A 23,660-nucleotide genomic window follows, 5' to 3' on the forward strand; every position below is an offset into this window, starting at 1 on the left:
TCAGATAAAATAATAACCGGGAATATCTCCTCGGCAATCTATAAATCCTTAATTTTTCAATACATTTGCTTTCAAAATTATGGAGAATATACTTGTTGGAATAATTAAATTCTTCGGTAATTTTATCGAGAATATAATGTTTTCTTTTAAAGCAAAGAAGGCTTTAATTATTGGTTTTAATATAGTAATAATATGGTTCATAATACTTTAAATTTTAACTAAAGATTTTAAATGAAAAATACTGCCTTAACAGAAACGCACAAAGCTCTTGGTGCAAAAATGGTGCCCTTTGCTGGCTACAATATGCCCGTACAATATGAAGGAGTTAATATAGAACACGAAACCGTTAGAAACGCTGTTGGCGTGTTTGATGTGTCACATATGGGCGAGTTTTTGATTGAAGGTGAACACGCTTTGCCATTGATTCAAAAAGTATCAAGTAATGATGCTTCAAAATTAACTATTGGCAAAGCCCAATATAGTTGTATGCCCAATGATGATGGCGGTATTGTTGATGATTTAATTATATATAGAATTAAGGAAGAACAATATCTATTGGTTGTTAATGCAAGTAATATTGAAAAAGATTGGAGCTGGATTGAATCTAAAAATAATGTTGGTGCCACTATGAGTGATTTAAGTGAAGACTATTCCCTTTTGGCCATTCAAGGTCCAAAAGCCGTTGAGGCTATGCAAAGTCTTACAACCCAAGATTTGTCGGGTATTAAATTTTACAACTTTTTAGTTGGCGATTTTGCGGATATTGAGCATGTCATTATTTCAGCTACTGGTTATACAGGAAGTGGTGGATTCGAAATCTATTGCAAGAACAGTGAAGTAAAGCAGGTTTGGGACAAAGTTTTGGAAGCCGGAGCCGATTTTGGAATTAAACCTATTGGGCTTGCAGCTCGGGACACTTTGCGTTTAGAAATGGGTTACTGCCTTTACGGAAATGATATTGATGATACCACCTCGCCTATTGAAGCTGGTTTAAGCTGGATTACAAAATTCACCAAGGACTTCACAAACTCCGAAGCCTTAAAAGCTGAAAAAGAAAAAGGGCCAAAACGCAAACTTATTGCTTTTGAATTGGATGAACGTGGTATACCTCGCCACGGTTATGATATTGTAGATGACACTGGCAATAAAATTGGAGAAGTTACATCCGGCACTATGTCACCCAGTCTTGGTAAGGGTATTGGTTTGGGTTATGTGCCAACAATTTTTTCGGAAGTGAACAGCAAAATCAATATCCAAATTCGAAAAAATGCCATCCCCGCAACAGTAGTAAAATTACCATTTTACAAAGGGTAATATACATTTAAATGTAAATGAAACGGCAAGAGAAAGAGAGTAAACATAGAATTCTAATATTAGGCGCCAGTGGCTTTTTAGGCAGTGCGATTTACAAAGAACTCTGCTCCTATTTCAACACCTACGGCACTTATAATATCAGCAATAAAGCCCTTGAAAAAAACGAACATTTTTTTCAGTACAACATAGAAGAAGATGATATTTACGAGATTTTAGAACTTGTAAGGCCTACAGTCATTATTTCAGCGCTTCGGGGAGATTTTTCAAAGCAAGTTTTGGTGCACCAACACCTTACGGAATATGTGTTTTTAAATAAAATAAGATTACTTTTTTTGTCATCTGCCAATGTTTTTGATGCCTACAGCAAATACCCCAGTTATGAGGACGAAAAAACATACAGCAATAGCATATATGGGCATTTCAAAATAAAAATTGAAAATATGTTATTACGCTTACCCAAAAAACAAGTGGCCATTTTAAGATTACCCATGGTATTTGGGACTCAATCACCAAGGGTTCAGGAGATTGTTAAAAACATAAATGAAAAACAATCCATAGAAGTTTTTCCCAATCTCATCATTAATGTTACTGCCGATTCTAAAGTAACACAGCAAATACACTACATTATAAACAGAAACAAATGGGGCATATTCCATTTAGGAAGTACCGACTTGGTGCATCATGATGATTTTATTAAGGAAATTATTGAAACACTTCAATGCAAAAACCAACCCTTATTTAAGCGTGTTTACACTACAAATGACGACAGATACCTTGCCGTTTTGCCGAAAACCAATACGTTACCAAAACATCTTCAGCTTCTCAGTCAAGATATCCTTTCCGAACTAAAATTACCTTGATTTTAAGCGTTTAAATCACTAAATTGTAACAAACTATTTAATTATGGAAAGACTATCAGAACAAGACATAGAAAGAAAATTGCTGCGTTACCCAGATTGGGAATATTTTGACGAAGCTCTGCATGCCGAGTTTGAATTTGAAAACTTCAAAGATTGCTTTAGCGCCATGAGCCGAATTGCTTTTGAATGCGAAGCACAAAACCATCACCCAAATTGGACGAACGTTTATAATGTATTGACCATTTCATTGAGCACACACGATGCCAATGGTGTTACCAATAAAGATTTCAAATTGATTGAAGCCATTGAAAATATTGTTGAGCCGGAAGAACAATAGTTTGTTTTTGATTGACAGATTTTTAAATTTGTGCCACGAAAAACACCCTCATTTTTGAGGAAGTGATAAAAACATATTTTAATTATGGGAAGAGCTTTTGAGTTTAGAAAAGCAAGAAAAATGAAGCGTTGGTCTGCCATGAGCAAAGCCTTTACACGCATTGGCAAAGATATAGTTATGGCGGTGAAGGAAGGTGGACCAGACCCTGATAGTAATTCGCGATTAAGGGCAGTTATACAGAACGCTAAGTCTGTTAACATGCCAAAAGACAACATAGAAAGGGCCATAAAGCGTGCCAGCGACAAAAGCCAAGGTGATTATAAAGAGGTTATTTTTGAAGGTTATGCACCTCATGGAATTGCCATTTTGGTTGAAACAGCAACCGACAACAATACTAGAACAGTTGCCAACGTTCGCAGTTATTTTAATAAATGTGATGGCAGTTTGGGTACCTCTGGATCTGTTGTTTTTATGTTCGACCATACCTGCAATTTTAGAATAAATGCCGAAGGTTTAGACCCAGAAGAAATAGAACTAGAATTTATAGATTATGGTGCCGAAGAAGTTTTTGCCGATGAGGACGGCATTTTAATTTATGCCCCTTTTGAAAGCTTTGGAGCCATTCAAGCTGAGTTGGAAAATAGAGGTATTGAAATATTGTCTTCTGGTTTTGAGCGCATTCCACAAGTAACGAAGCAACTCACCCCGGAACAGGCTGAAGATGTTGAAAAACTTCTTGAAAAATTGGAGGAAGATGACGATGTGCAGAATGTTTATCACACCATGGAAGAAACATCAGAATAAAACATAAGTTTAATTGGGCGCTAAATGGCGTCCTTTTTTTATTCTTAAAACAAAATTACATCTGTGGAAAGCAAAAAAAATATAAACTGGGGCATTATTGGTTGTGGAAATGTAACCGAAGTTAAAAGCGGCCCGCCATATCAATTAACTAATGGGTTTGCCGTTTCGGCTGTTATGCGTAGAGACAAAGAAAAACTAAAAGATTACGCAAAACGACACAACATAAAAACTATTTATACCAATGCCAATGACCTAATAAATGACAAAAACGTTGATGCCGTCTATATTGCCACTCCACCAGATTCACATAAAGAATTTGCGTTAAAAGTTGCGGCTGCTGGAAAACCCTGTTGTATTGAAAAACCACTAACACCAAGCTATTCAGAAAGTTTAGAAATATACAACGCCTTTAAACAAAAGAACCTTCCTTTGTTTGTGGCCTATTACAGGCGTTCGCTACCAAGATTTTTAAAGGTAAAGGAATGGCTAGATAATAATTTTATTGGGCAAATAAGGCATATTACTTCGCATTTAAGCAAACCTGCCAGTGAGACCGATTTATCTAAAGTTTATAATTGGCGAACCGATAGTAAAATTGCTCCAGCTGGTTATTTTGATGATTTGGCAAGTCACTCGCTAGATTTATTTGCTTACTTATTGGGCAATTTTAGAGACGCCAAAGGCATCAGCGTAAACCAACAAAACCTTTATTCAGCCAAAGATGCAATAACAGCATCATGGCTGCATGATTCGGGGGTAACCGGTTCTGGGGTTTGGAATTTTGGATTTAATGACCATAAAGATGAAACCATCATTTACGGAAGTAAGGGCACTATTGAGTTTTCCGTATTTCACGAAAATTCAATCATTTTAAAAAGTGATTCAAAAAGTGAAGAATTGTTTATTGAAAACCCAAAACACATTCAAACGCCTCATGTTGAAAACATGCGCAACCACTTAATTGAGGGAATTCCCCACCCTTCATTAGGTGAAACGGCACTTCATACCAGTTGGGTAATGGATAAGATTTTAGGGGAAATTTAAATTCCGTTATCAACGCTTATTCCTTACATAGATAAGCTTGAAACGTGCGTTGGCTTGATTTCTTTCCTCCATTTCAAACTGTGGAAGCGATTTAAAAAGTGGAGTTAACTTCTGAAACCCAAAATTACGTGAATCAAAATTTGGTTGCTTTTTTATAATAAGTGTTCCAACATCACCAAGAAAGGCCCATCCGTCATCATCGGCAGCATCATCTACCGAATTTTTAAGTAGTCTAATTACTTTCGGGGTAATGTTGTATAGATTGGGCTTTTGTTTTGATTTGCCTTTCTCGTCTTTATCATTATCGTCACTGGCCAAAATTTCTAAATAAATAAATTTATCACAAGCCACTATAAATGGATCCGGCGTTTTTTTCTCACCCATACCATAAACAATGATACCCGCTTCGCGTAGGCGTGTTGCCAATTTGGTAAAATCACTATCTGACGATACCAAACAAAACCCGTTGACCTTTCCAGAATACAAAATATCCATGGCATCAATTATCATGGCCGAGTCGGTAGCGTTTTTCCCTTGTGTATAACTGTATTGCTGAATAGGTGTAATGGCATTTTCGAGAAGTACATTTTTCCATTTTGATAAATGTGGTTTTGTCCAATCACCATATATCCTTTTGATGGTTGGGGTGCCATATTTAGTTATTTCTTCCATCATTTCTGAAATATACTTTGATGGAATATTGTCTCCATCAATCAACACGGCAATTTTTATGTCTTTTATCATATGGCTAAATATACTGAAATATAATCACCATAACGAAAAAGCCCAATACATTTAATCATTAAAAAGCAAAAAGCTACTTAATAAGTAGCTTTTATTTTTTTTGAGGGAGTTAATGTTTCTTTTTAGGGACAAATAATTGTTTACTTTATGTTTCATTCGCTCGATAGTGTAATTTGCAAACTTTATGCCAAAATCATTGTATAACACTAGGAATACTCAGGGATTTTACCTTTTACACCTTTAAAAAAACGATGCATATATTCAAAATCGGCAACTTGGTTATCCGTTGGATAAAAAGGCTGAGAAACCTTATTTTGCTTATTATCAAAATCTAAAGTGAACATAATTATAGGAACATTCGCTTGTTTCGCAATAAAATAAAATCCCGTACGCCAAGTTGAAACTTTTTTTCTGGTTCCCTCCGGCGCTAAGGCTATCCTAAACTCATCATTATCTTGAAAAAGTTTAACTAACGCTTCTACTTTATTTTCATTATGTTTTCTGTTAACAGGACTACCTCCCAATTTTCTTAAAAACCAGCCTATTGGGAAAACAAAAAGGCTTTCTTTACCTATAAAATTTGTTTTAATGCCAACAACAGCCCGCAATAAAATACCGATGTAAAAGTCATGCCAGCTGGTGTGTGGAACAGCAATGATTACTACTTTTTTAATCGAATCTTTAGAGAAATTTGTATTACCAGTAATACGCCAACCTAATATTTTGAAGTAAATTAATTTGGCCAGCCATTTCATATTAAATTTTTTGGTAAAGAGCTTTAAGTTTCTCCTTTGTAATGATTTTTTGCCAGTTTTTACCAAGAGCATTTTCCCATAAAGGCGTTAACCCCAATGCTATGTTTATCATAACATCGAAATCATTATCACTCAAATTGGCACATATACCTTTTGGTAAGATAATGTTATGCTTTTCTTTCATCTGCTTAAAAAGTTTTACGCCTTCTGGATAAAACTCCTCTAAATGATCAAAGACAAGGCAATTGCCTATACCATGCTTTGTACCCAATAAAAAGGCCAAACCATAACTCATAGCATGTGCAACTCCTACTTGGGAATAGGCAATACTCATACCACCGTGCCATGAGGCCATCATTAATTTTTCGCGAGATTCTATTTCAGATAAGTTATTGTCTAAAAAGACTTCTTGGCACAATTGAAACGCCATTCCGCCATAACTTTGGCTGAATGTGTTTAAATAAGACCCGCTTAACGACTCAATACAGTGAATATAACAATCCATACCAGTGTAAAACCATTGCTCATGGGGAACACCAACGGTTAGGTCTGAATCTAAAATTACTTGATCGAAGGGGGTATAATCAGAATTTATGCCTAATTTTCTCTTTGGTCCAGTAAGCACCGTAGTTCTAGAAACCTCTGCTCCAGTACCTGATATGGTTGGAATACCTACATGATAAACAGCTGGGTTTTTCACCAAATCCCAACCCTGGTAACTTTTAGATTCTCCATCATTTGTTAACATTATAGAAACTGCTTTAGCTAAATCCAATAATGTTCCTCCACCAATACCAATAATGCCCGACGGACGTTCTTTAGTATTTAAAATAATATCTTCAACAAGTTTATCGACTTGTGAGGTTTTGGGTTCTTCATCTGCGGAAATAAAAATTATCCTGTCATCATAGGACAAAGAAATTCTTGAAGTCAAGTCGGTATTTCCCTTAAATACATCGTCAATTAAAAATATAAATGGCGCATCTATATTTAAACGTTTTGGTGCTAAAATTTCATTTAGTTGATTGAAACTACCTCTGCCAAAAATAACCCTTGGCACCATTGGAAAGTTTTTATGAATCATTTAATATATTTTCTTTTTTTCGCAAAGCGCAAAAGTACTATTATTTTAAATTCTGCTCGATTAAAAATGACTTAAATCTTTTCGGGATGTTTTCAATTATTCCAATAGATCTAGAAGGTTTTTTAATGAATTTATAGTTTTATAGGCTTTTCCATTTTTTTCTTCTTCCGTAACCTCCTCATGTGCCCATGTTGTATGGAAAGGCACATGTATGGCATTCGCTTTTATATGCACCAAAGGCAATACATCAGATTTTAACGAATTCCCTATCATTAGAAACTCTGATGGTTTTATGTCCAAATGATTCAATAATTTTGAGTAATTGGCTTCCTTTTTATCGCTTAAAACTTCTATATGATGAAAGTATTTTATCAGCCCCGATTTTTCAAGTTTACGTTCCTGATCTAACAAATCGCCTTTAGTGGCTAATATTAATCTATATTTTTTTGATAAATTTTCCAAAACATCCTCAACACCATTAAGCAATTCAACTGGTTTGTTCAACATGTCTTTACCAATGTTCAAAATATCATTGATGGTTTTCGAAGAAATTTGATAGTTAGAAAGTTCTAAAGCCGACTCAACCATAGAAAGCGTAAAGGCCTTAACACCATAGCCATATAGGCCTAAATTGTCTATTTCCTTTTTAAAAAGCTCTTGGTCTATTTTATTGGGTGTTTCATATTTTGACAACAACTGAGCAAATGCCATTTCAGCTTCACGAAAATATGTCTCGTTCACCCATAAGGTATCATCGGCGTCAAAGCCAATAACTTTTATGTTCTTAAAGTTTATTTCCATATTTTATTCGCTCGCTCTAAATCTTCAGGCGTATCAATCTCTACACCTTCAATGTCTGTTTCAACCATTTTAATTCGTTTGCCATATTCCAAGTACCGTAATTGTTCCAATTTTTCTGAAGATTCCAATGGAGTCATCGGTAAATTATAAAAATCTACAATGGCCTGCTTTCTAAACGCATAAACACCTTTGTGCTTGTAATACTTAGCACCCACATTTTTTGCTCTGGCGTATGGAATTGGACTTCTTGAAAAGTAAAGCGCAAAGTTTGATTGGTCTAAAACAACTTTAACGGTATTTGGGTTATTAATTTCTTCTTCATCCGTAATATGTACCATCAACGAGGCCAAATCCACTTCCTTTTTTGGGTCATTTTTAAAAACTTCAATAAGCTTTGACAACGATTCTTTATCAGTGAAAGGCTCATCACCCTGAACGTTAATCACAACATCAATATCCATAAATTCAACGGCCTCGGCAATTCTATCGCTTCCACATTCATGCTCTTTTTTACTCATTATAGCCTTACCACCATGGTTTACAATTTCATTATAAATAACCTCACTATCAGTCACGACAAAAACATCATCAAACAAATTGGTGGCTATTGTAGCCTCATAAGTACGCCTAATAACGGGTTTACCTCCCAAGTCTTGCATAAGTTTTCCTGGAAAACGTGATGCACTATATCGTGCAGGAATCATTGAAATTATCTTCATCTAGTGGCGTTCAGTTTCTTGAAGAGCAAATGGCCTAATTGCAAGCGTTACTCATGTTTAGTTGTGTATTCATTTTCAAAAATACTATAAATATTAGATGTTTTTTGTTTTGGAGGGTTTAAACTTTTTGTACAATTTAAAAATGACAACAAAAATAACAAGAACCAAAACCGTCGCCAAAATAGGCAAAAATATGGATACGACAGACATAACCATGGAAGTTCCCGTTTCTGCCGCTGAAACCAATGGATTAACTAAACCACCTGTTGTTGCCGTTGACGTTAAACGTGTTGCACATGATGATCCAGCTACGGCAGCTGCAGTCCCTCCACCAGCAATTATGGCCAAAGACCAGGTTATAACCGGACTTAAATCTGCCACCGTAGAAAGCATTACTGCAGTACCCGCCAATGCCGCCATTGGCACAGCAAGACTGTCCAATAAATTATCAATATAAGGAATGAAATAAGCGAAAATCTCAATTATGGTTGCCACACCAAGTGTTATTAGTGCAGGAGCGCTACCAATCCATTGCCAAGATTCATTGAGTTGCCAAACATCAAAATAGGATGCCAAGCTCAACGCAAATAAAGGTAGAAAGACTCTAAAGCCTACAGACGCTGCCAATCCAATGCCTAGGCAAATACTGATTATTGTTTCAACTGCCATATTTAGTGAACATCAAAAACTATTCCTCAAAAAAATCATCTTTAAAACCGATAAGGTACAATTTTCCCTTGGCACGCGTAACGGCTGTATATAGCCAACGCAGATATTCTTTATCAATGCCATTTGGTAAATAAGGTTGTTCTACAAAAACAGTTTGCCACTGCCCTCCTTGCGATTTATGACAGGTAATGGCATAAGAAAACTTAACCTGTAAAGCGTTAAAATGTTTACTGCCCTTTACCTTTAAAAACTTTCTGTAATTGCTAGTTTCATTTTCAAAATCCTTCATCACCTCTTGATATAATCTATTGGAATCCTCATAGGAGAGTGACGGAGTTTTAGCTTCAATGGTATCTAAAAGTAAAACGGTTTCGAAAGGACGCATTCGAGGATAATCAACCATCCGAATTTTAACCTCTGCAAAACGGAAACCATAAAGTTCTTCAATTTTAAATATTTCGAGAACTTCAATAATATCGCCATTTGCGATAAATCCAGCTTCGGTGGTTGGCTTTATCCAAAAATAATTGTTCTTTACAACCATGAGATAATCTCCAGGAGTCAATTCATTTTCATTGAACAAAATCCTACTTCTAATTTGCTGATTGTACAAGTTGGCCCTTTTGTTGCTCCTTACAATAATGGCAGTTTCTTCCTTGCCTAATTCACTGTAGGCTTCATTAATGGCATCCATGATTTCATGGCCGTCCACTAATCTAACTATATCAGCATAATTAGCAAGATTGAACTTAAAATGGTCAAAAACATTTTCTGACAGTGCCTCACGCAAAACGGTAGCATTGGCCAAAATGCCCGAATCCTGCTCTTGGCGTACAACTTCATCCAGTTCCATTTTGGTGACTTCCTTGTTATAGTTCAGGCTTAAATTATCTTCATTTAAGGCAGGACTCAAATCCAATTGCACAGGTGGCAACTGCGCCGTATCTCCAATTAAAAGCAATTTGCACTGATGCCCAGAATAGACGTATTGCATTAAATCATCCAATAAAGACCCATTTTCAAAGAGTTTGGATTCTCCAGTTGTGTCTGGAATCATGGAGGCTTCATCTACAATAAAAATGGTGTTTCTATGTTTATTGGGCTGCAAAACAAATTTCACCCCTCCTCCTTTTTCTTTCTTTGGAAAATATATCTTTTTATGGATGGTAAAGGCTTCCTTTCCCGAATAATTGGAAATAACTTTTGCTGCCCTTCCCGTTGGCGCCATTAAAACTGAACTTTTTTTGGCTTTCCATAAATTGGTCACAATAGAGCCTACAATTGTAGTTTTTCCTGTACCTGCATAACCCTTTAAAACGTATAAGGCATTTGGTTTTTTTGTAAAAATAAATTCAGCCAATTGTTGCAGTACAATATTTTGTTTTATCGTAGGCTGAAACGGAAACTGTTGTTTTAAAAGTGAATAGAATTCAGCAGGCGTCATTTGAGGCTTTGTCTGTTTATATTTTATTCAAATATAGAAATGATTTTCGGGCACATTGTTTTTACGATTAAAAAAAAATTGTAGATTTGCTAAATACCTTAAATAAACTTTTAATTAAATAACAGACTATGTTAACAATAATTCTTGTAACAGTTGGAGTAATTTTAGTAACAATTGGCTTGGTTAAGCTTGTTGATAAATTTATACCTGCCAAATTTAAGCCCATTTTAAACATACTGCTTTGGGTACTTATTGCCTTTTTGGGTTACCAAACTTACATGTCAATCTATGAGCCCATCCAATTTAACAAGATAAAAAACAAGCGCTATCTTCAAGTTATTGAGAGTTTAAAGGATATCAGGGATTCTCAATTGGCACACAAGCAAGTAACCGGAAAGTTTGCAAGAGACTTTGAAAGCTTAATAAAGTTTGTTGATACTGCTGAATTTACAATCACCCAACGCCGTGATTCAAGTGTTATTGATGAAGAAATGACCAAACGGTATGGTGTTGACACCTTTAAAGATATTGTAATCATTGATACTTTGGGCTATGTATCCGTTAAGGATTCTTTATTCAAAAACTCCGATAGCTATAAGAATATGATGAATGTTCCTGTTGGCGAACCAGGGGCCAAGTTCAAAATGGAAGCTGGTGTTATAGAACAAAGCAAACTTTTCATACCCGTATTTGAGGCCTCTGTAAAAAAGAATGTTATTTTATATGACCAAAATAAAGACCTTTTGGTTCAAGAAAACCAAGTAGTGTCGGTAGATGGTGTTAACGGAGATGCCTTAAAAGTAGGTTCTTTGGAAGAAGTTAACACAACAGGTAACTGGCCAAAAACTTATGGCGCAAACGAATAAAAGCAATAAAAATTTATTAAATACAGAATTGTCCATTCAAATAAGTTTGAGTGGACTTTCTTTTTGTGTCTTAGATAAAAATGTCAACACCATAAGCTATTTAAAAACAATTGAGTTTGATAAACAGCTTATCCCACTTGAAGTTTTAGATCAACTAAAACATTACTTCAGCACTGAAGAAGTATTACAGCAGCCATTTACAGAAGTAAAAGTTATTCATGATAATAACCTTTCAACACTTGTTCCAAAATCACTTTTTGACGAGAACTATCTAGCGGATTATTTAAAGTTTAATTCAAAGATACTTCGCACCGACTTTATAACCTATGATTCCATTTCAATAAACGATAGTATTAACGTTTATGTGCCTTACATAAACATCAATAACTTTATCTTTGAAAAATTTGGGGATTTTACCTTTAAACATGTTTCAACGGTTTTAATTGAAGAGATTTTAAAGACTGAAAAGAATTTAGAAACCGCAAAAGCTTATGTCAACGTAAGTAAAGACCATTTTGAGATTTTAATTGTAAAGAACAGTAAACTACTGCTGTATAACTCTTTTGCCTATCAAACTAAAGAAGACTTTATTTACTATATATTATTTACGCTAGAGCAGTTGGAACTTGACCCAGAAACGATAAGCCTAATATTCTTGGGTGAAATTGATACTGACGACGAATTATACATCATAACCTATAAATACATTAGACTTGTTTTTTTAGGAAACCGTGAGGATAATTTTAAGTATAATACGGATGCCCAACCAGCAAGCAACCAATACAATTACGCTATCATAAAAAGCTTTTAATGCGCATAATTTCAGGATTATATAAAAGCAGGAAAATTAACCCTCCAAAAAACTTGCCCGTTCGTCCAACAACCGATTTGGCGAAAGAATCGTTATTCAACATTATAAATAATCTATATTATTTTGATGAACTAACGGTTTTAGATCTTTTTTCCGGAACAGGCAATATCAGCTATGAATTTGCCTCAAGGGGAGTTGAGCAAATTACCTGTGTAGATCAAGATTATGGCTGTATTAAATTTATTAATGAAACTGCTAAGGCTTTTGAAATGCCAATTGAAACAATTAAAAGCGATGTTTTTAAATTTTTGGAAAAAAAATCTACAAAAGCAAATATTGTATTTGCTGATCCCCCTTATAATTTTACCGATGAGCAATTTGCAAAAATATCAGAGTTGGTTTTTCAGAACGATTTTTTAATTGCCGACGGTCTTTTAGTTGTTGAACATTCAAAGCATACAAACCTTTCCGAACTTGAAAATTTCAGCTATTCAAAAAGCTATGGGGGCAGTGTTTTCAGTTTTTTCGAAAAAGATTAGTTGCCTTTTTAATTTATCTCCATTTTTTTCAGTACTTTAGGTAATTCTCTCAAAGAGTCCCAGACTCTATACTTAATAAACACTTGCTCGCCAATTTTTTTTGGTCTCTGTTTATGGTTTTTCGCTAGTAATAACCTTTAAAACCATAAATAAAATGAAACAACTTTTTCTTCTTGGGCTGACCATATCGCTATTCATGGCTTGCCAAAACAAGCCGCAACGATATTTTGATGAATCTCCAGAAATTGAGACCACAAAAGCTGGCATCACAGCTTATGAAACCCAGGATTGGGATACCTGGAAAGCTAATTTTGCAGATACGGCAAAAATATTCCATAATACAAACAAAGCATCTACTCCTGATGAATCCATGGAAGGCATGAAGCAAATGCTTTCTAATATGGAATCTTATGGCTTTGGAAAAGAAGGTGCTGAGGTTGAAATGATCGTTGATAAAAAAGGCAGAACTTGGGTTAATTATTGGAACACTTGGATGGGAAAAACAAAAGTGACCAATAAAACGCTTTCAATTCCTGTGCATCTAACAATTCAATATGTTGATGGAAAAATTGTGCAGGAATATGGGTATTATGATACTGCTCCCATTCAAACTGCATTTGCTGAAATTGAGGCTTACAATGTGATGTCAACTGATGAAAAATCCATTTTAAAAATGATTGATGGTGTAGTTGAAGGATGGAATGCTCACGACATATCAAATCTTAAATCACTTTCTGAAGCAAATTTAGTAAGGACAACGAATGGTAATGTTGAAATAAACAACATTGATGAATACGAGGGCTTTATGAAAACTTTTGTGTCGGCCTTTCCAGACTTTACGGTTTTAGTGGATAAATCGGATATAAAGGGTAATAAAGTTTATATAAACTGGACTGTAACAGGAAGCAATAATGGCGAATTTTTAGGCAATGCCCCTACTGGAAAAAAAATAAGAACGCATGGATTTAGCGTATGGACTTTAAATGACGCAGGTAAATTTATTCAAGAAGATGCTTATTATGATAACCAAACGCTTTTTGACCAACTTGGAATAGCTCCTCCAAAATCCTAAATTATTAATCAACTAAAATCAAATATTATGAAAATCCTTAAAAAAATCTTTGTTTCAGCAGTTTTACTGTGCCTTAGTATTAATCTGTCTCTTGCGCAAAAAATGTACAACATACATCAAGACAATGTAAAACCTTCAAAACTTATGGACTATGAAAAAATAGCCAAAGAATTTAACGAAGCTTGTAAAGAACACAATGTTCAGATGGGTTGGCTTGCCGCCACTACAGATGATCTTAAATATTTATACATTTCACCCATCGATAAAATGACGGATTTAGATAAACAGCCCTTTGCAGATATGGCCAAAGCCATGGGCGACAAGTTTGGTGAAATGTTTGAGCGTTTCGATGAATGTTATGATTCCCACGGAAACTATATTATTGTTTTAGATGAGGAACTCACCTATATGCCTGATGGCATTACACAAATGCAAGAGGGACAAAACCACCGCAAATGGGTTTACATGTATTACAAACCTAAAAACGCACAAAAAGTCCGTGATGGTTTTAAAGCGGTAAAGAAACTATTCGAAACTAAAAACTCTCCGGAACACTACCGGGTTTACAGAAGTGGTTTTGGTACAATGGAAAGCTTTTATATGGTGGCTATATCCTCAAAAGATGAGGTTGATGCTGCTCAACGCGCTAAAGCTAATCAAGATATTTTGGGTTCTTGGGAAGAACGTTGGGAAGTGTTTAGGCAAGTGATGAACAGCACCAGTAGAATGGAAGAATACAACGGTGATATGCGTCCAGATTTATCTTATACACCAAAATAGATTAAACCAACCATTTTTAACCATAAACCCTTCTTATTCAAGAATAAGAAGGGTTTGCTATTTCTAAGTAAATCTATAAGCCGAATTCTGTATCACACCTTGGCGTGACCCCTATCATTTATCTTAATGTATTGTTACCAATACATTTTAGCTGCCTACCCTCCAGCATCAAGCGTGCAGCCTTCAAACGCTGGTATACATGACATTGCACCACATAGAGTTTACCTGATTTCACTACAGCTTTACCTGTACATACTTTCTGTTGCACTTTTCCTAACCTCACGGCTGGTGGCCATTAACCACTATGTTGCACTATGGTGTTCGGACTTTCCTCCTCCCAATATCGGGAAGCGATAAGGCGATTTACTAAAGACAAAAATACAACAATGAAATCCCAAAATCACTCAAAGACATAAACTTTTTAATAGAGATACTTATCATTCCATTATGTTAATAACTCCTTTTAAATTCTCAATGCTTAATTCTGAATTTTGAATTGAATTTTTAACTTTGTTATAAGAAGATTTTCCCATGGAGCATTTTATAGTATCGGCCAGAAAATATAGACCCCAAACGTTTAAAGACGTTGTTGGGCAACAGGCCATTACGAATACACTGTTAAATGCCATTGAAAATAATCACTTAGCGCAAGCCTTATTGTTTACAGGTCCCCGTGGAGTTGGCAAAACAACTTGTGCACGTATTTTGGCAAAAATGATAAATAGTGATGGTTCAGAATCTGCAGATGAAGATTTTGCCTTTAATATTTTTGAGCTTGATGCTGCATCGAATAATTCAGTAGACGACATTAGGAATCTGACCGATCAAGTTAGAATACCTCCACAAGTCGGAAAATATAAAGTTTACATCATTGATGAGGTGCATATGCTTTCGCAGGCGGCATTTAATGCGTTTCTAAAAACATTGGAAGAACCACCAAAGCATTGTATTTTTATTTTAGCTACCACGGAAAAACACAAAATCATTCCAACCATTTTATCGCGTTGCCAAATTTTTGATTTTAAACGTATTACGGTAACCGACGCTAAAGAATACTTAAAGTATATAGCTGAAGAGCAAGGTATTAATGCAGAGGATGATGCATTGCACATTATTGCTCAGAAAGCCGATGGTGCCATGCGTGACGCACTCTCAATTTTTGACCGTGTGGTGAGCTATTCCGGTAAAGATTTGACCAGACAGGCGGTAACCGAGAATTTAAATGTACTTGACTATGAAACCTATTTTACAAGTACAGACCTTATTTTAGAAAATAAGATTCCGGAGTTACTTCTTCAGTTTAACAGCACCCTTTCAAAAGGGTTTGATGGACACCATTATATAGCTGGTCTTGCATCGCATTTCAGAGATTTATTGGTTAGTAAGAATGAAGAAACCATTCCTCTTCTTGAAGTTGGAGAGCATACTAAGACTAAGTATTTGGAGCAATCCAGAAAAGCTTCAAACGAATTTTTAATGCAGGGCATTAACCTTGCCAACGATTGCGACCTTAAATACAAAACCAGCAAAAATCAACGCTTACTAGTTGAATTATGCCTCATGCAATTAGCCTCTATCACTTTTGATGGAGAAAAAAAAAACAATAAGCACTTCATAATTCCAGCTTCATATTTTGCAAATAAAGGCATAAAGCCCATTCCTGTTAGCATTCCGAAGCAAAAAAACAACAATAATCATTCTGAAACAGAGCTAGACAGTAAACCAACGTCAGAATCTATTTCAAAAACTGTTCAATCATTTCAGGTTAAAGAACCTCCGGTAATTGAACTAAAAAAGGAAGGCAAACGGACTTCGGGTCTTTCATTGAGCAGTATCCGTACAAAAAAGGAGCATCAAATCAAACAAATGGAAGTTATTGTAAATGAAGATGATTTACCTAAAGAACACTTTACAGAGGATGAGTTCGTTGAAGTTTGGAAAGCTTACATTGACGAACTTACCAACGAAGGCAAGCATAATTTGGCCTCAATCCTATCCATTGACACGCCCAAAGTTAAAGATACCGTTGTCCATTTGGAATTTCCTAATGCCACCAATAAATTGGAAATTGAGCGCCATCAATATGACCTTTTGAGTTATGTGCGAAAAGCACTAAATAATTTTGATATTAGCCTATCCATAACAGTAAATGAGGTTATGGAAAAACAATATGCGTACACCCCTTTTGAAAAATTTGAAAAACTAAAGGAGAAAAATCCCAATATTGATGTTTTAAGAAAAACATTTGATTTGGATGTATAATCTAAAAAAACTGTAATGCTAGGACTAAAATTACCAACAGACCCAAGATGGGTTAACATTGTTGAAAAAAATATTGAGGAAATTTTAACTGACCATGCCTTCTGTGAGCAAAAGGCAACAAGTACAGCTATTTCCCTAATAGTAAGTTTTCCTGAATATACAGAATTGGTCCAGGAAATGATTGCCTTGGTTAAAGAGGAGATAAGCCACTTTAAAATGGTTCATGATAAAATTTTAGAACGAGGCTGGGCCTTAGGACGAGATAGAAAAGATGACTATGTAATACAACTCGTGAAGTTCTTTCCAAAAGGAGGTAGTAGAACCACCCAATTAGTGCATAGATTATTGTATGCTGCATTAATTGAGGCCAGAAGTTGTGAGCGTTTTAGATTATTATCAGAAGAACTTGAAGATAAAGAATTGGCAGAGTTTTACAGAAAGCTAATGGTTAGCGAAGCCAATCACTACACTATGTTTTTAGGTTTTGCCCGAAAATATGGGAATAAAAAAGAAGTTGACGCTAAATGGCAACAACTTCTCGAATATGAAGCAGAAATTATGAAAGGCTTAGGTAAAAAGGAAACCGTACACGGTTAAAATTTATACCCAATACCTATTTGTATATTTCGGTTTTTTGCTGAAATTCCGGTGGCATCGTTAAAAACATTCTGGATGCCATAAATATATCTGACATCAACAAAAATGGCGTAGTTAATTTTGTACTCGACACCCGCAACGCCAGAAAAACCTAAATCCCTCAAATTATCACCAACTTTATGAACCTTCCATCCTACCTGTGGACCTAGTCCTGCATGGAATTTTTCATTAAACCTAAATCTAAAAAATATTGGCATTTGAATATAATCCAAATTAAGGGGTTCTGCATTGGCACCTTCTGCCGAAAATTGTAGCTCAGGAACAATTGATAATGTTTTTGACATTCCAAGGTTAGCAAAAAAACCAATATAAAAGCTGTTTCTGTGGTTGTTAGCCATGAAAGGGTTGCCATCAAAATCTAAATGTGAAATTGTATAACCACCACGTACACCATACTTTACTCCTTGAAAAGTAGAGCTATTTGTTTTTGGCTCGATGGTATTAAGATTAAGGGAATCTTGGTCTTGCGAAAACCCGTAAAGGGAAAAACTAAGTATTGTTAAAAGTAAAATTTTTTTCATCTGTTTGTTTATTTATTAAATCTATCAGATGCAATTAGCCAAACTCAGCTTGGTTTTGAAGTGAACCACTAGGTAGGCTTATTTCATGATTAATAGATTTGGGTTATAATCAATAATAAATATTTCGTCACGAATATATATTTTAATTTTTATAAACTACAACAATTAAAGCCAAAGTGCACAATTTTACTGTGTATTGCTCGAAACGGTATCATAATAGATGCTTTTTATTATACCATCAGCAAGTCCAATTTTTGGAACATAGATGTTTTTTGCTCCACTCCATTTCATGGCTGAAAGGTAAATACGCATAGCAGGAATAATTACATCGGCCCTATCTTGGTTCAAATCTAATTCCGTTATACGTTCTTCATAAGAATACGTTTGAAGTGTGTTATAATAAGACGTCATATAAAAATAGGAAAGCGGTTTGCCTAAATTTTTCCCGGATATTTTGAATATTTTATTAATGTTACCTCCAGACCCCAAAACATCTATTTTGTCATATCCTTTGGCATGTTCCCCAATCCATTTTTCCAATTCTTGCCAAGTTTCTTTTAACACCATATCGTTTAACAACCTAACAGTGCCTATTTTAAAGGAACGGGACACCACTTGGTTACCCCTGTCAATAATCGTAAATTCCGTACTTCCGCCCCCTACATCAACATACAAATAGGTTTTATCTGGGTCTATGTATTTATTCAAATCTGTGGCAGCTATTATAGCAGCTTCTTCCTCACCATCAATAATATCAATACTTATACCTGAGTTTTTCAATATCAAATCAACAACTTTTCTTCCATTTTCAGACTCTCGCATAGCAGATGTAGCACATGCTTTATATTTAACCACTTTATGCGATTTCATCAGCAAGTTAAAAGCAAGCATGGTATCTACCATACGCTGCGTGTTTTCTTTGGAAATCTTATTCTTGATAAAAACATCAGCACCCAAACGGATTGGCACACGAACCAACGAGTTCTTTTTAAACTGAACAGGTTTCCCTTTTTGTTCAATAATGTTTGAAATTAATAGTCTCACCGCGTTAGAACCAATATCTATGGCCGCATATTTCTTAATTGAAAGCATTTAGTTTTCTAATTTTTTTAGATAATAATCATAAGTTGCAAACTGAGACCTAACCCTTGGTTTATTGTCAACTTTATATTCGTTTTCCTGTTCGTCATTCAACAATCTGGCTTTTACATTGTCACTCCAACTTATATTAAAGGTATCGATGATTTCTTGTTTAATGCCTTCATCGTAAATTGGGCAACTTACTTCTACCCTGTTTTCAATATTTCTGGTCATCCAATCTGCGGAAGAAATGTATAATTTGCATTCTGAACCTTTACCAAAAATGTAAATCCTAGAGTGCTCTAAAAATTTATCGACGACACTGATGACTTCAATATTTTCACTCATTCCTTTTATTCCCGGTACCAGGCAACATATCCCTCTAACTATCATTTGTATTTTCACTCCAGCCCTACTTGCTTCATATAGCTTATCAACCATCATATAACTCGATATACTGTTCATTTTTAGCCTAATAAGACCCTCTTTACCAATTTTAACCTTCTCAATTTCCATGTCTATTAATTTAAAAACCTCTTTCTTAGTGTAATGTGGAGATACGATTAAGTGTTTATAACGGTTAATTTTGTAGTTGGCATCAAAAAAGGCAAATATTTTATCGACATCCTTCAATATTTTTTGATTGGAGGTGAAAAGTGTAAAATCTGTATAAATCTTTGCGGTGGATTCATTAAAATTACCCGTGCTTATAAAGCCATAGCGTTTTATTTTTTTACCCTGCTCCCGTTCGATAACGCACATTTTACTATGTACTTTTAACCCTGCAACACCAAAAATCAAATTTATCCCTTCCCCTTTCATTTGTTGGGCATAAGCAATATTTGCCTGTTCATCAAATCGAGCCCGGAGCTCAATTGAGACAGTTACCGATTTTCCGTTAATGGCAGCGTTAATCAATGAACTTGCTATATGCGATATTTCAGCCAAACGGTAAATAGTGATTTTAATGGTTTTAACCGAAGGATCTAAGGCTGCTTCTCGAAGAAACTTAACCACATAAGAAAAGGTTTGATACGGTGCGTGAAGCAAATAATCCTTTTTCGCAATAGCTTCAAAGATACTGTCCTGTAAACTTAGATTTTTTATGGGAAGGGCCTCAATTCTTTCATACATTAAATCGGTTCTTCCCAAACTAGGGAAACCCATGTAATCTCTTCTATTATGGTATCTACCACCCGGAATTATACTGTCGGTACTGTCAATTCCCATTTTGTTCATGAGGTATTGCAAGGTTTCTTTGTTAATTGTTTTGTCATAAACAAACCTTACCGGTTCTCCTATTTGCCTGTGCTTTACGCTATCTGATATTTTTTCAATAAAACTTTTACTCAGGTCGCTTTCAAAATCCAACTCACCATCTCTGGTGATTTTTATCATGTGTGCACAGATGTCTATATAGTCGAAAATATTAAAGATATCACTCATACAATAACGAAGCAAATCATCGACCATAATTATGTAATCCTTTTTGCCTCGTTTAGGCAACACAACAAACCTATCAACGGTTTTGGGTATTTCAATGAGTGCGAACTGCTTTTTATCGCCAGGCATTAACATTTTTACTGCTAAGTACGCTGCACTATCTTTTAAATTTGGCAGAACCACCGAATCATTTAAAATTATGGTTACTAATGCTGGGCTAATAGTTTTAAAAAAATACTCCTTTACAAAATCATGTTGTTCAGCAGTTATCTGGGTTTCATCAATAATATAAATGTTTTCTTCCTTTAAATTTTCTTCAATAGCACTTAAAATCTCCAAACTTTCTGTTTGTTGTTTAATAACGATTTGGGTAATGATTTCAAGTAACTCTTTTGCCCTTATCCCTCCTAATTCACTTTTACCTCCTTTACCGGCTTCAACTATACGTTTTACCGTGGCATATCGAACTTTAAAAAACTCATCTAAATTATTGGAAAAAATACCTAAAAACCTTAATCGTTCAATTAATGGCACTGTTGCATCATCGGCCTCTTGTAATACTCTAGCGTTAAATTGTAGCCAGCTTATTTCCCTATTAATGTAGCTATTCGTGTATACTTCGGGTTTGGTCATATTTTTTTGATTAAAAAAAACTTTCTCACAAATATATTGTATTTAGAGCGAATAGCCTTTATAAATAACTGGTCCAAATATTAACATTTTTAAAGAAAAAATTGATTTTAATTGTATTTCATCGGATTTTTTAAACACTTTAAAGAATTTTGTCATATATTTAGTGCCTGAAATTGAATGTAGTAGCAATTAGGCTAATTGTTGCAACATAGAATTACAACAAGGATAAATTAGCCCCCAAAATCTAAATTTAACCTAATGAAAACAAAACTACTGCTATCTTTAGCAATATTTTTCATTGCTTATATAGTAAACGGCCAAACTGTAGTATGTGAAAACGCCTCTTGTACAGCGAATGACTATACTCTAGACTATTTTTATTTAGGTGACGAAAACGGTACGCCCTATTCTCCAGGCTTTTGTGACTTAGGAGTCAGCCTAGAAACGCATATTTGGACAAACTTTATAACTAATAGTGCTGCCGACAGGTATTCGCTTTATATCCATTTTAATGTTTATATAAATGATGTTTACACTGAAACCGTTGACGGATGTTATTATGAATACGAAAGTGTCCCCACTGATATTCTTATGAATTTATACACTTTTAACTGGGGCTGTGGTGATCAAATTGTTCTTAAGGATTTTTATATGTCATGGCAACCAAATGCCAGTAAAGGCTGTGGATGTAATGGCGCTAAATGCTACCAGATTCCATCTATAGACGTTCAAGGACCTCTAATTACTAATTTTGAATACAGTTCGAGCTGTTCTACCCCAAATACCTTAGATTTTATTTCAACAACACGAGGCGGTGTCCCTCCATATATTTATAGCTTTTTATGGGATTTTGGTGATGGCACAACAAGTACTTTAGAAGCCCCATCACACACATACGCATCTACAGGTCCTTATAATGTGAGTTTAACAGTAAATGATACAAAAGATAATGATACCCATGAAGTTGAAATCCCTTCATTTGATTCCAACTTTCCGCCAGAGATTTATGCGCCCCCCAGTAGTAACATCATGGGATGTAGTATTGCAGACATACCGCTTTTACCTTTTAGATCGAGTACTGTAAATATTACAGAAACTGAATTTAATAATGCTGGAGGAAATATTGTCTTATTCAATAATCTGGTTTCACTTACTTATACAGACGTAATGTCTGGAACTTGCCCTATAACTATTACAAGAACATTTACCGTTGTGGACAGTTGCAACAAATCTGAAAATGCTACACAAACTATTGAAATAAATGACACAGAATTACCTACTGCCAGTAACCCCAACCCAATTAATGTACAGTGTGCATTAGATATTCCGGCTCCCAACACAAATGTGGTAAACAATGCTTCTGATAATTGTGTTACACCAGCCATCTCATGGGTTTCCGATGTATCTGATAATAAATCTTGCCCAGAAACGATCATACGAACCTATCGCGTTTCTGATGATTGTGGTAATTCAATTAACGTCGCACAGACTATCATTATTAATGATGATATTGCTCCAACAGCAACAAATCCCGAACCTATAGTTGTTCAATGTATTGAAGAGGTTCCCTCGGCCGATATAAACGTTATTACTGATGAAATGGATAATTGTGGAATACCACAAGTCTCCTGGGTTTCAGATAATACTGATGACAATTCATGTCCCATAACTATCACCCGAACTTATAGTGTTACCGACTCCTGTGATAATTCCATCTTATTAGAACAAATAATTACGGTTGATGATACAACACCTCCAGCTTTTGTTGAAGCGCTACCTGCTGATGCAACCGTTGAATGTGATGCGGTACCTACTGCTGAAACGCTTACGGCCACCGATAACTGTGGTACTGCTACGGTAACTTTCAATGAAGTTAGAACCGATGGCGATTGTCCTTCCAGCTACTCGTTAGCTCGTACCTGGACGGCTACGGATGAGTGTGGTCTAGAAACCGTACATACTCAAACTATAACTGTACAGGACACAACCGCCCCTACTTTTGCTGAGGCCCTACCTGCTGATGCCACTGTGGAATGTGATGCGGTGCCTACTGCTGAAACGCTTACGGCTTCCGATAACTGTGGTACTGCTACGGTAACTTTCAATGAAGTTAGAACCGATGGTGATTGTCCTTCCAGCTACTCGTTAGCTCGTACCTGGACGGCTACTGATGAATGTGGTCTAGAAACCGTACATACACAAACTATAACTGTACAGGACACAACCGCCCCTACTTTTGTTGAAGCGCTACCTGCTGATGCCACTGTGGAATGTGATGCGGTGCCTACTGCTGGAACGCTTACGGCCACCGATAACTGTGGTACTGCTACGGTAACTTTCAATGAAGTTAGAACCGATGGCGATTGTCCTTCCAGCTACTCCTTAGCTCGTACCTGGACGGCTACGGATGAGTGTGGTCTA

The 23,660-nt window shown here is 35.6% G+C and carries 23 protein-coding genes and 1 other RNA gene; 13 read left to right on the forward strand and 11 right to left on the reverse strand.

Translation table 11 applies throughout. The annotated features are described in order from the left end of the window. The first annotated feature begins 231 nt into the window (after positions 1–231). The 5 genes from gcvT to ACB104_RS15410 all read left to right on the forward strand — a co-directional run bounded on the left by gcvT (position 232) and on the right by ACB104_RS15410 (position 4,359). The gene (gene gcvT / locus ACB104_RS15390) at positions 232–1,314 is read left to right on the forward strand and encodes a glycine cleavage system aminomethyltransferase GcvT (RefSeq protein WP_370480153.1); all 1,083 of its coding nucleotides are present in this window, start codon (positions 232–234) and stop codon (positions 1,312–1,314) included. A gap of 17 nt (positions 1,315–1,331) precedes the next feature. Then, positions 1,332–2,174, forward strand: coding sequence for a sugar nucleotide-binding protein (locus tag ACB104_RS15395; protein WP_370480154.1), 843 nt, complete (start codon positions 1,332–1,334; stop codon positions 2,172–2,174). Between the two features lie 43 nt (positions 2,175–2,217). Continuing rightward, complete coding sequence (locus tag ACB104_RS15400; RefSeq protein WP_370480155.1) at positions 2,218–2,511, forward strand: 4a-hydroxytetrahydrobiopterin dehydratase; 294 nt, start codon at positions 2,218–2,220, stop codon at positions 2,509–2,511. 84 nt (positions 2,512–2,595) lie between these two features. After that, positions 2,596–3,315: a YebC/PmpR family DNA-binding transcriptional regulator gene (locus tag ACB104_RS15405; RefSeq protein ID WP_370480157.1), complete on the forward strand. Its 720-nt coding sequence runs from the start codon at positions 2,596–2,598 to the stop codon at positions 3,313–3,315. Between the two features lie 63 nt (positions 3,316–3,378). Beyond that, positions 3,379–4,359 carry a Gfo/Idh/MocA family protein gene (locus ACB104_RS15410; RefSeq protein ID WP_370480158.1) on the forward strand — a complete coding sequence of 327 codons (981 nt, stop codon included), beginning with the start codon at positions 3,379–3,381 and terminating at the stop codon, positions 4,357–4,359. Positions 4,360–4,368: 9 nt separating this feature from the next. On the opposite strand, the gene ACB104_RS15415 is transcribed toward ACB104_RS15410, so the two are convergent. The 7 genes from ACB104_RS15415 to ACB104_RS15445 form a co-directional block, all read right to left on the reverse strand. Next, positions 4,369–5,103: an NYN domain-containing protein gene (locus tag ACB104_RS15415; RefSeq protein ID WP_370480160.1), complete on the reverse strand. Its 735-nt coding sequence runs from the start codon at positions 5,101–5,103 to the stop codon at positions 4,369–4,371. Between the two features lie 206 nt (positions 5,104–5,309). Beyond that, positions 5,310–5,858: a 1-acyl-sn-glycerol-3-phosphate acyltransferase gene (locus ACB104_RS15420; protein WP_370480192.1), complete on the reverse strand. Its 549-nt coding sequence runs from the start codon at positions 5,856–5,858 to the stop codon at positions 5,310–5,312. 1 nt (position 5,859) lies between these two features. Next, positions 5,860–6,942, reverse strand: coding sequence for an iron-containing alcohol dehydrogenase family protein (locus ACB104_RS15425; RefSeq protein ID WP_370480161.1), 1,083 nt, complete (start codon positions 6,940–6,942; stop codon positions 5,860–5,862). A 96-nt stretch (positions 6,943–7,038) separates the two neighbouring features. Beyond that, positions 7,039–7,743, reverse strand: coding sequence for an HAD family hydrolase (locus tag ACB104_RS15430; protein ID WP_370480163.1), 705 nt, complete (start codon positions 7,741–7,743; stop codon positions 7,039–7,041). Then, on the reverse strand, positions 7,734–8,462 hold the full coding sequence (gene kdsB, locus ACB104_RS15435; protein ID WP_370480165.1) for a 3-deoxy-manno-octulosonate cytidylyltransferase: 729 nt from the start codon (positions 8,460–8,462) through the stop codon (positions 7,734–7,736). Before kdsB ends, ACB104_RS15430 begins: the two co-directional genes overlap by 10 nt. Before the next feature lie 93 nt (positions 8,463–8,555). Beyond that, a complete protein-coding gene (locus tag ACB104_RS15440; protein ID WP_370480167.1) occupies positions 8,556–9,131 on the reverse strand; it encodes a DUF4126 domain-containing protein in 576 nt (191 codons plus the stop codon). Positions 9,132–9,150: 19 nt separating this feature from the next. Beyond that, on the reverse strand, positions 9,151–10,575 hold the full coding sequence (locus tag ACB104_RS15445; protein WP_370480168.1) for an ATP-dependent DNA helicase: 1,425 nt from the start codon (positions 10,573–10,575) through the stop codon (positions 9,151–9,153). Positions 10,576–10,703: 128 nt separating this feature from the next. Here ACB104_RS15445 and ACB104_RS15450 point away from each other — a divergent pair, with 128 nt between their 5' ends. The 5 genes from ACB104_RS15450 (at position 10,704) to ACB104_RS15470 (ending at position 14,643) form a co-directional block, all read left to right on the forward strand. After that, positions 10,704–11,441 (forward strand): hypothetical protein, encoded by a 738-nt coding sequence (locus ACB104_RS15450; protein WP_370480170.1) that lies wholly within the window; start codon positions 10,704–10,706, stop codon positions 11,439–11,441. Continuing rightward, the gene (locus ACB104_RS15455; RefSeq protein ID WP_370480172.1) at positions 11,425–12,252 is read left to right on the forward strand and encodes a DUF3822 family protein; all 828 of its coding nucleotides are present in this window, start codon (positions 11,425–11,427) and stop codon (positions 12,250–12,252) included. Before ACB104_RS15450 ends, ACB104_RS15455 begins: the two co-directional genes overlap by 17 nt. Beyond that, positions 12,252–12,791, forward strand: a complete 540-nt coding sequence (gene rsmD / locus ACB104_RS15460) for a 16S rRNA (guanine(966)-N(2))-methyltransferase RsmD (RefSeq protein ID WP_370480174.1) — start codon at positions 12,252–12,254, stop codon at positions 12,789–12,791. Before ACB104_RS15455 ends, rsmD begins: the two co-directional genes overlap by 1 nt. A 154-nt stretch (positions 12,792–12,945) precedes the next feature. Further along, positions 12,946–13,863 carry an ester cyclase gene (locus ACB104_RS15465; protein WP_370480175.1) on the forward strand — a complete coding sequence of 306 codons (918 nt, stop codon included), beginning with the start codon at positions 12,946–12,948 and terminating at the stop codon, positions 13,861–13,863. 27 nt (positions 13,864–13,890) lie between these two features. Then, positions 13,891–14,643, forward strand: coding sequence for a hypothetical protein (locus ACB104_RS15470; protein WP_370480177.1), 753 nt, complete (start codon positions 13,891–13,893; stop codon positions 14,641–14,643). Positions 14,644–14,703: 60 nt separating this feature from the next. Here ACB104_RS15470 and rnpB read toward each other — a convergent pair. Further along, an RNA gene (rnpB, locus tag ACB104_RS15475) (RNase P RNA component class A) lies at positions 14,704–15,013 on the reverse strand. Positions 15,014–15,174: 161 nt separating this feature from the next. On the opposite strand from rnpB, the gene dnaX reads away from it, so the two are divergent. Then, positions 15,175–16,905 (forward strand): DNA polymerase III subunit gamma/tau, encoded by a 1,731-nt coding sequence (gene dnaX, locus ACB104_RS15480; RefSeq protein ID WP_370480179.1) that lies wholly within the window; start codon positions 15,175–15,177, stop codon positions 16,903–16,905. Positions 16,906–16,920: 15 nt separating this feature from the next. Next, positions 16,921–17,502, forward strand: coding sequence for a MiaE family protein (locus tag ACB104_RS15485; protein WP_370480180.1), 582 nt, complete (start codon positions 16,921–16,923; stop codon positions 17,500–17,502). Here the strand turns inward: ACB104_RS15485 and ACB104_RS15490 are convergent. The 3 genes from ACB104_RS15490 to ppk1 form a co-directional block, all read right to left on the reverse strand. Then, positions 17,499–18,083 carry a porin family protein gene (locus ACB104_RS15490; RefSeq protein ID WP_370480182.1) on the reverse strand — a complete coding sequence of 195 codons (585 nt, stop codon included), beginning with the start codon at positions 18,081–18,083 and terminating at the stop codon, positions 17,499–17,501. The genes ACB104_RS15485 and ACB104_RS15490 overlap by 4 nt on opposite strands. Positions 18,084–18,269: 186 nt before the next feature. Beyond that, positions 18,270–19,175 (reverse strand): Ppx/GppA phosphatase family protein, encoded by a 906-nt coding sequence (locus ACB104_RS15495; RefSeq protein WP_370480184.1) that lies wholly within the window; start codon positions 19,173–19,175, stop codon positions 18,270–18,272. After that, the gene (gene ppk1, locus ACB104_RS15500; RefSeq protein ID WP_370480185.1) at positions 19,176–21,239 is read right to left on the reverse strand and encodes a polyphosphate kinase 1; all 2,064 of its coding nucleotides are present in this window, start codon (positions 21,237–21,239) and stop codon (positions 19,176–19,178) included. A gap of 258 nt (positions 21,240–21,497) precedes the next feature. On the opposite strand from ppk1, the gene ACB104_RS15505 reads away from it, so the two are divergent. After that, positions 21,498–23,660, forward strand: a 2,163-nt coding sequence (locus tag ACB104_RS15505) for an HYR-like domain-containing protein (RefSeq protein ID WP_370480187.1), incomplete at its 3' end; no start/stop codon positions are given.

It is taken from the genome of Tamlana flava, from assembly GCF_041287255.1.
GTDB lineage: Bacteria > Bacteroidota > Bacteroidia > Flavobacteriales > Flavobacteriaceae > Tamlana > Tamlana flava.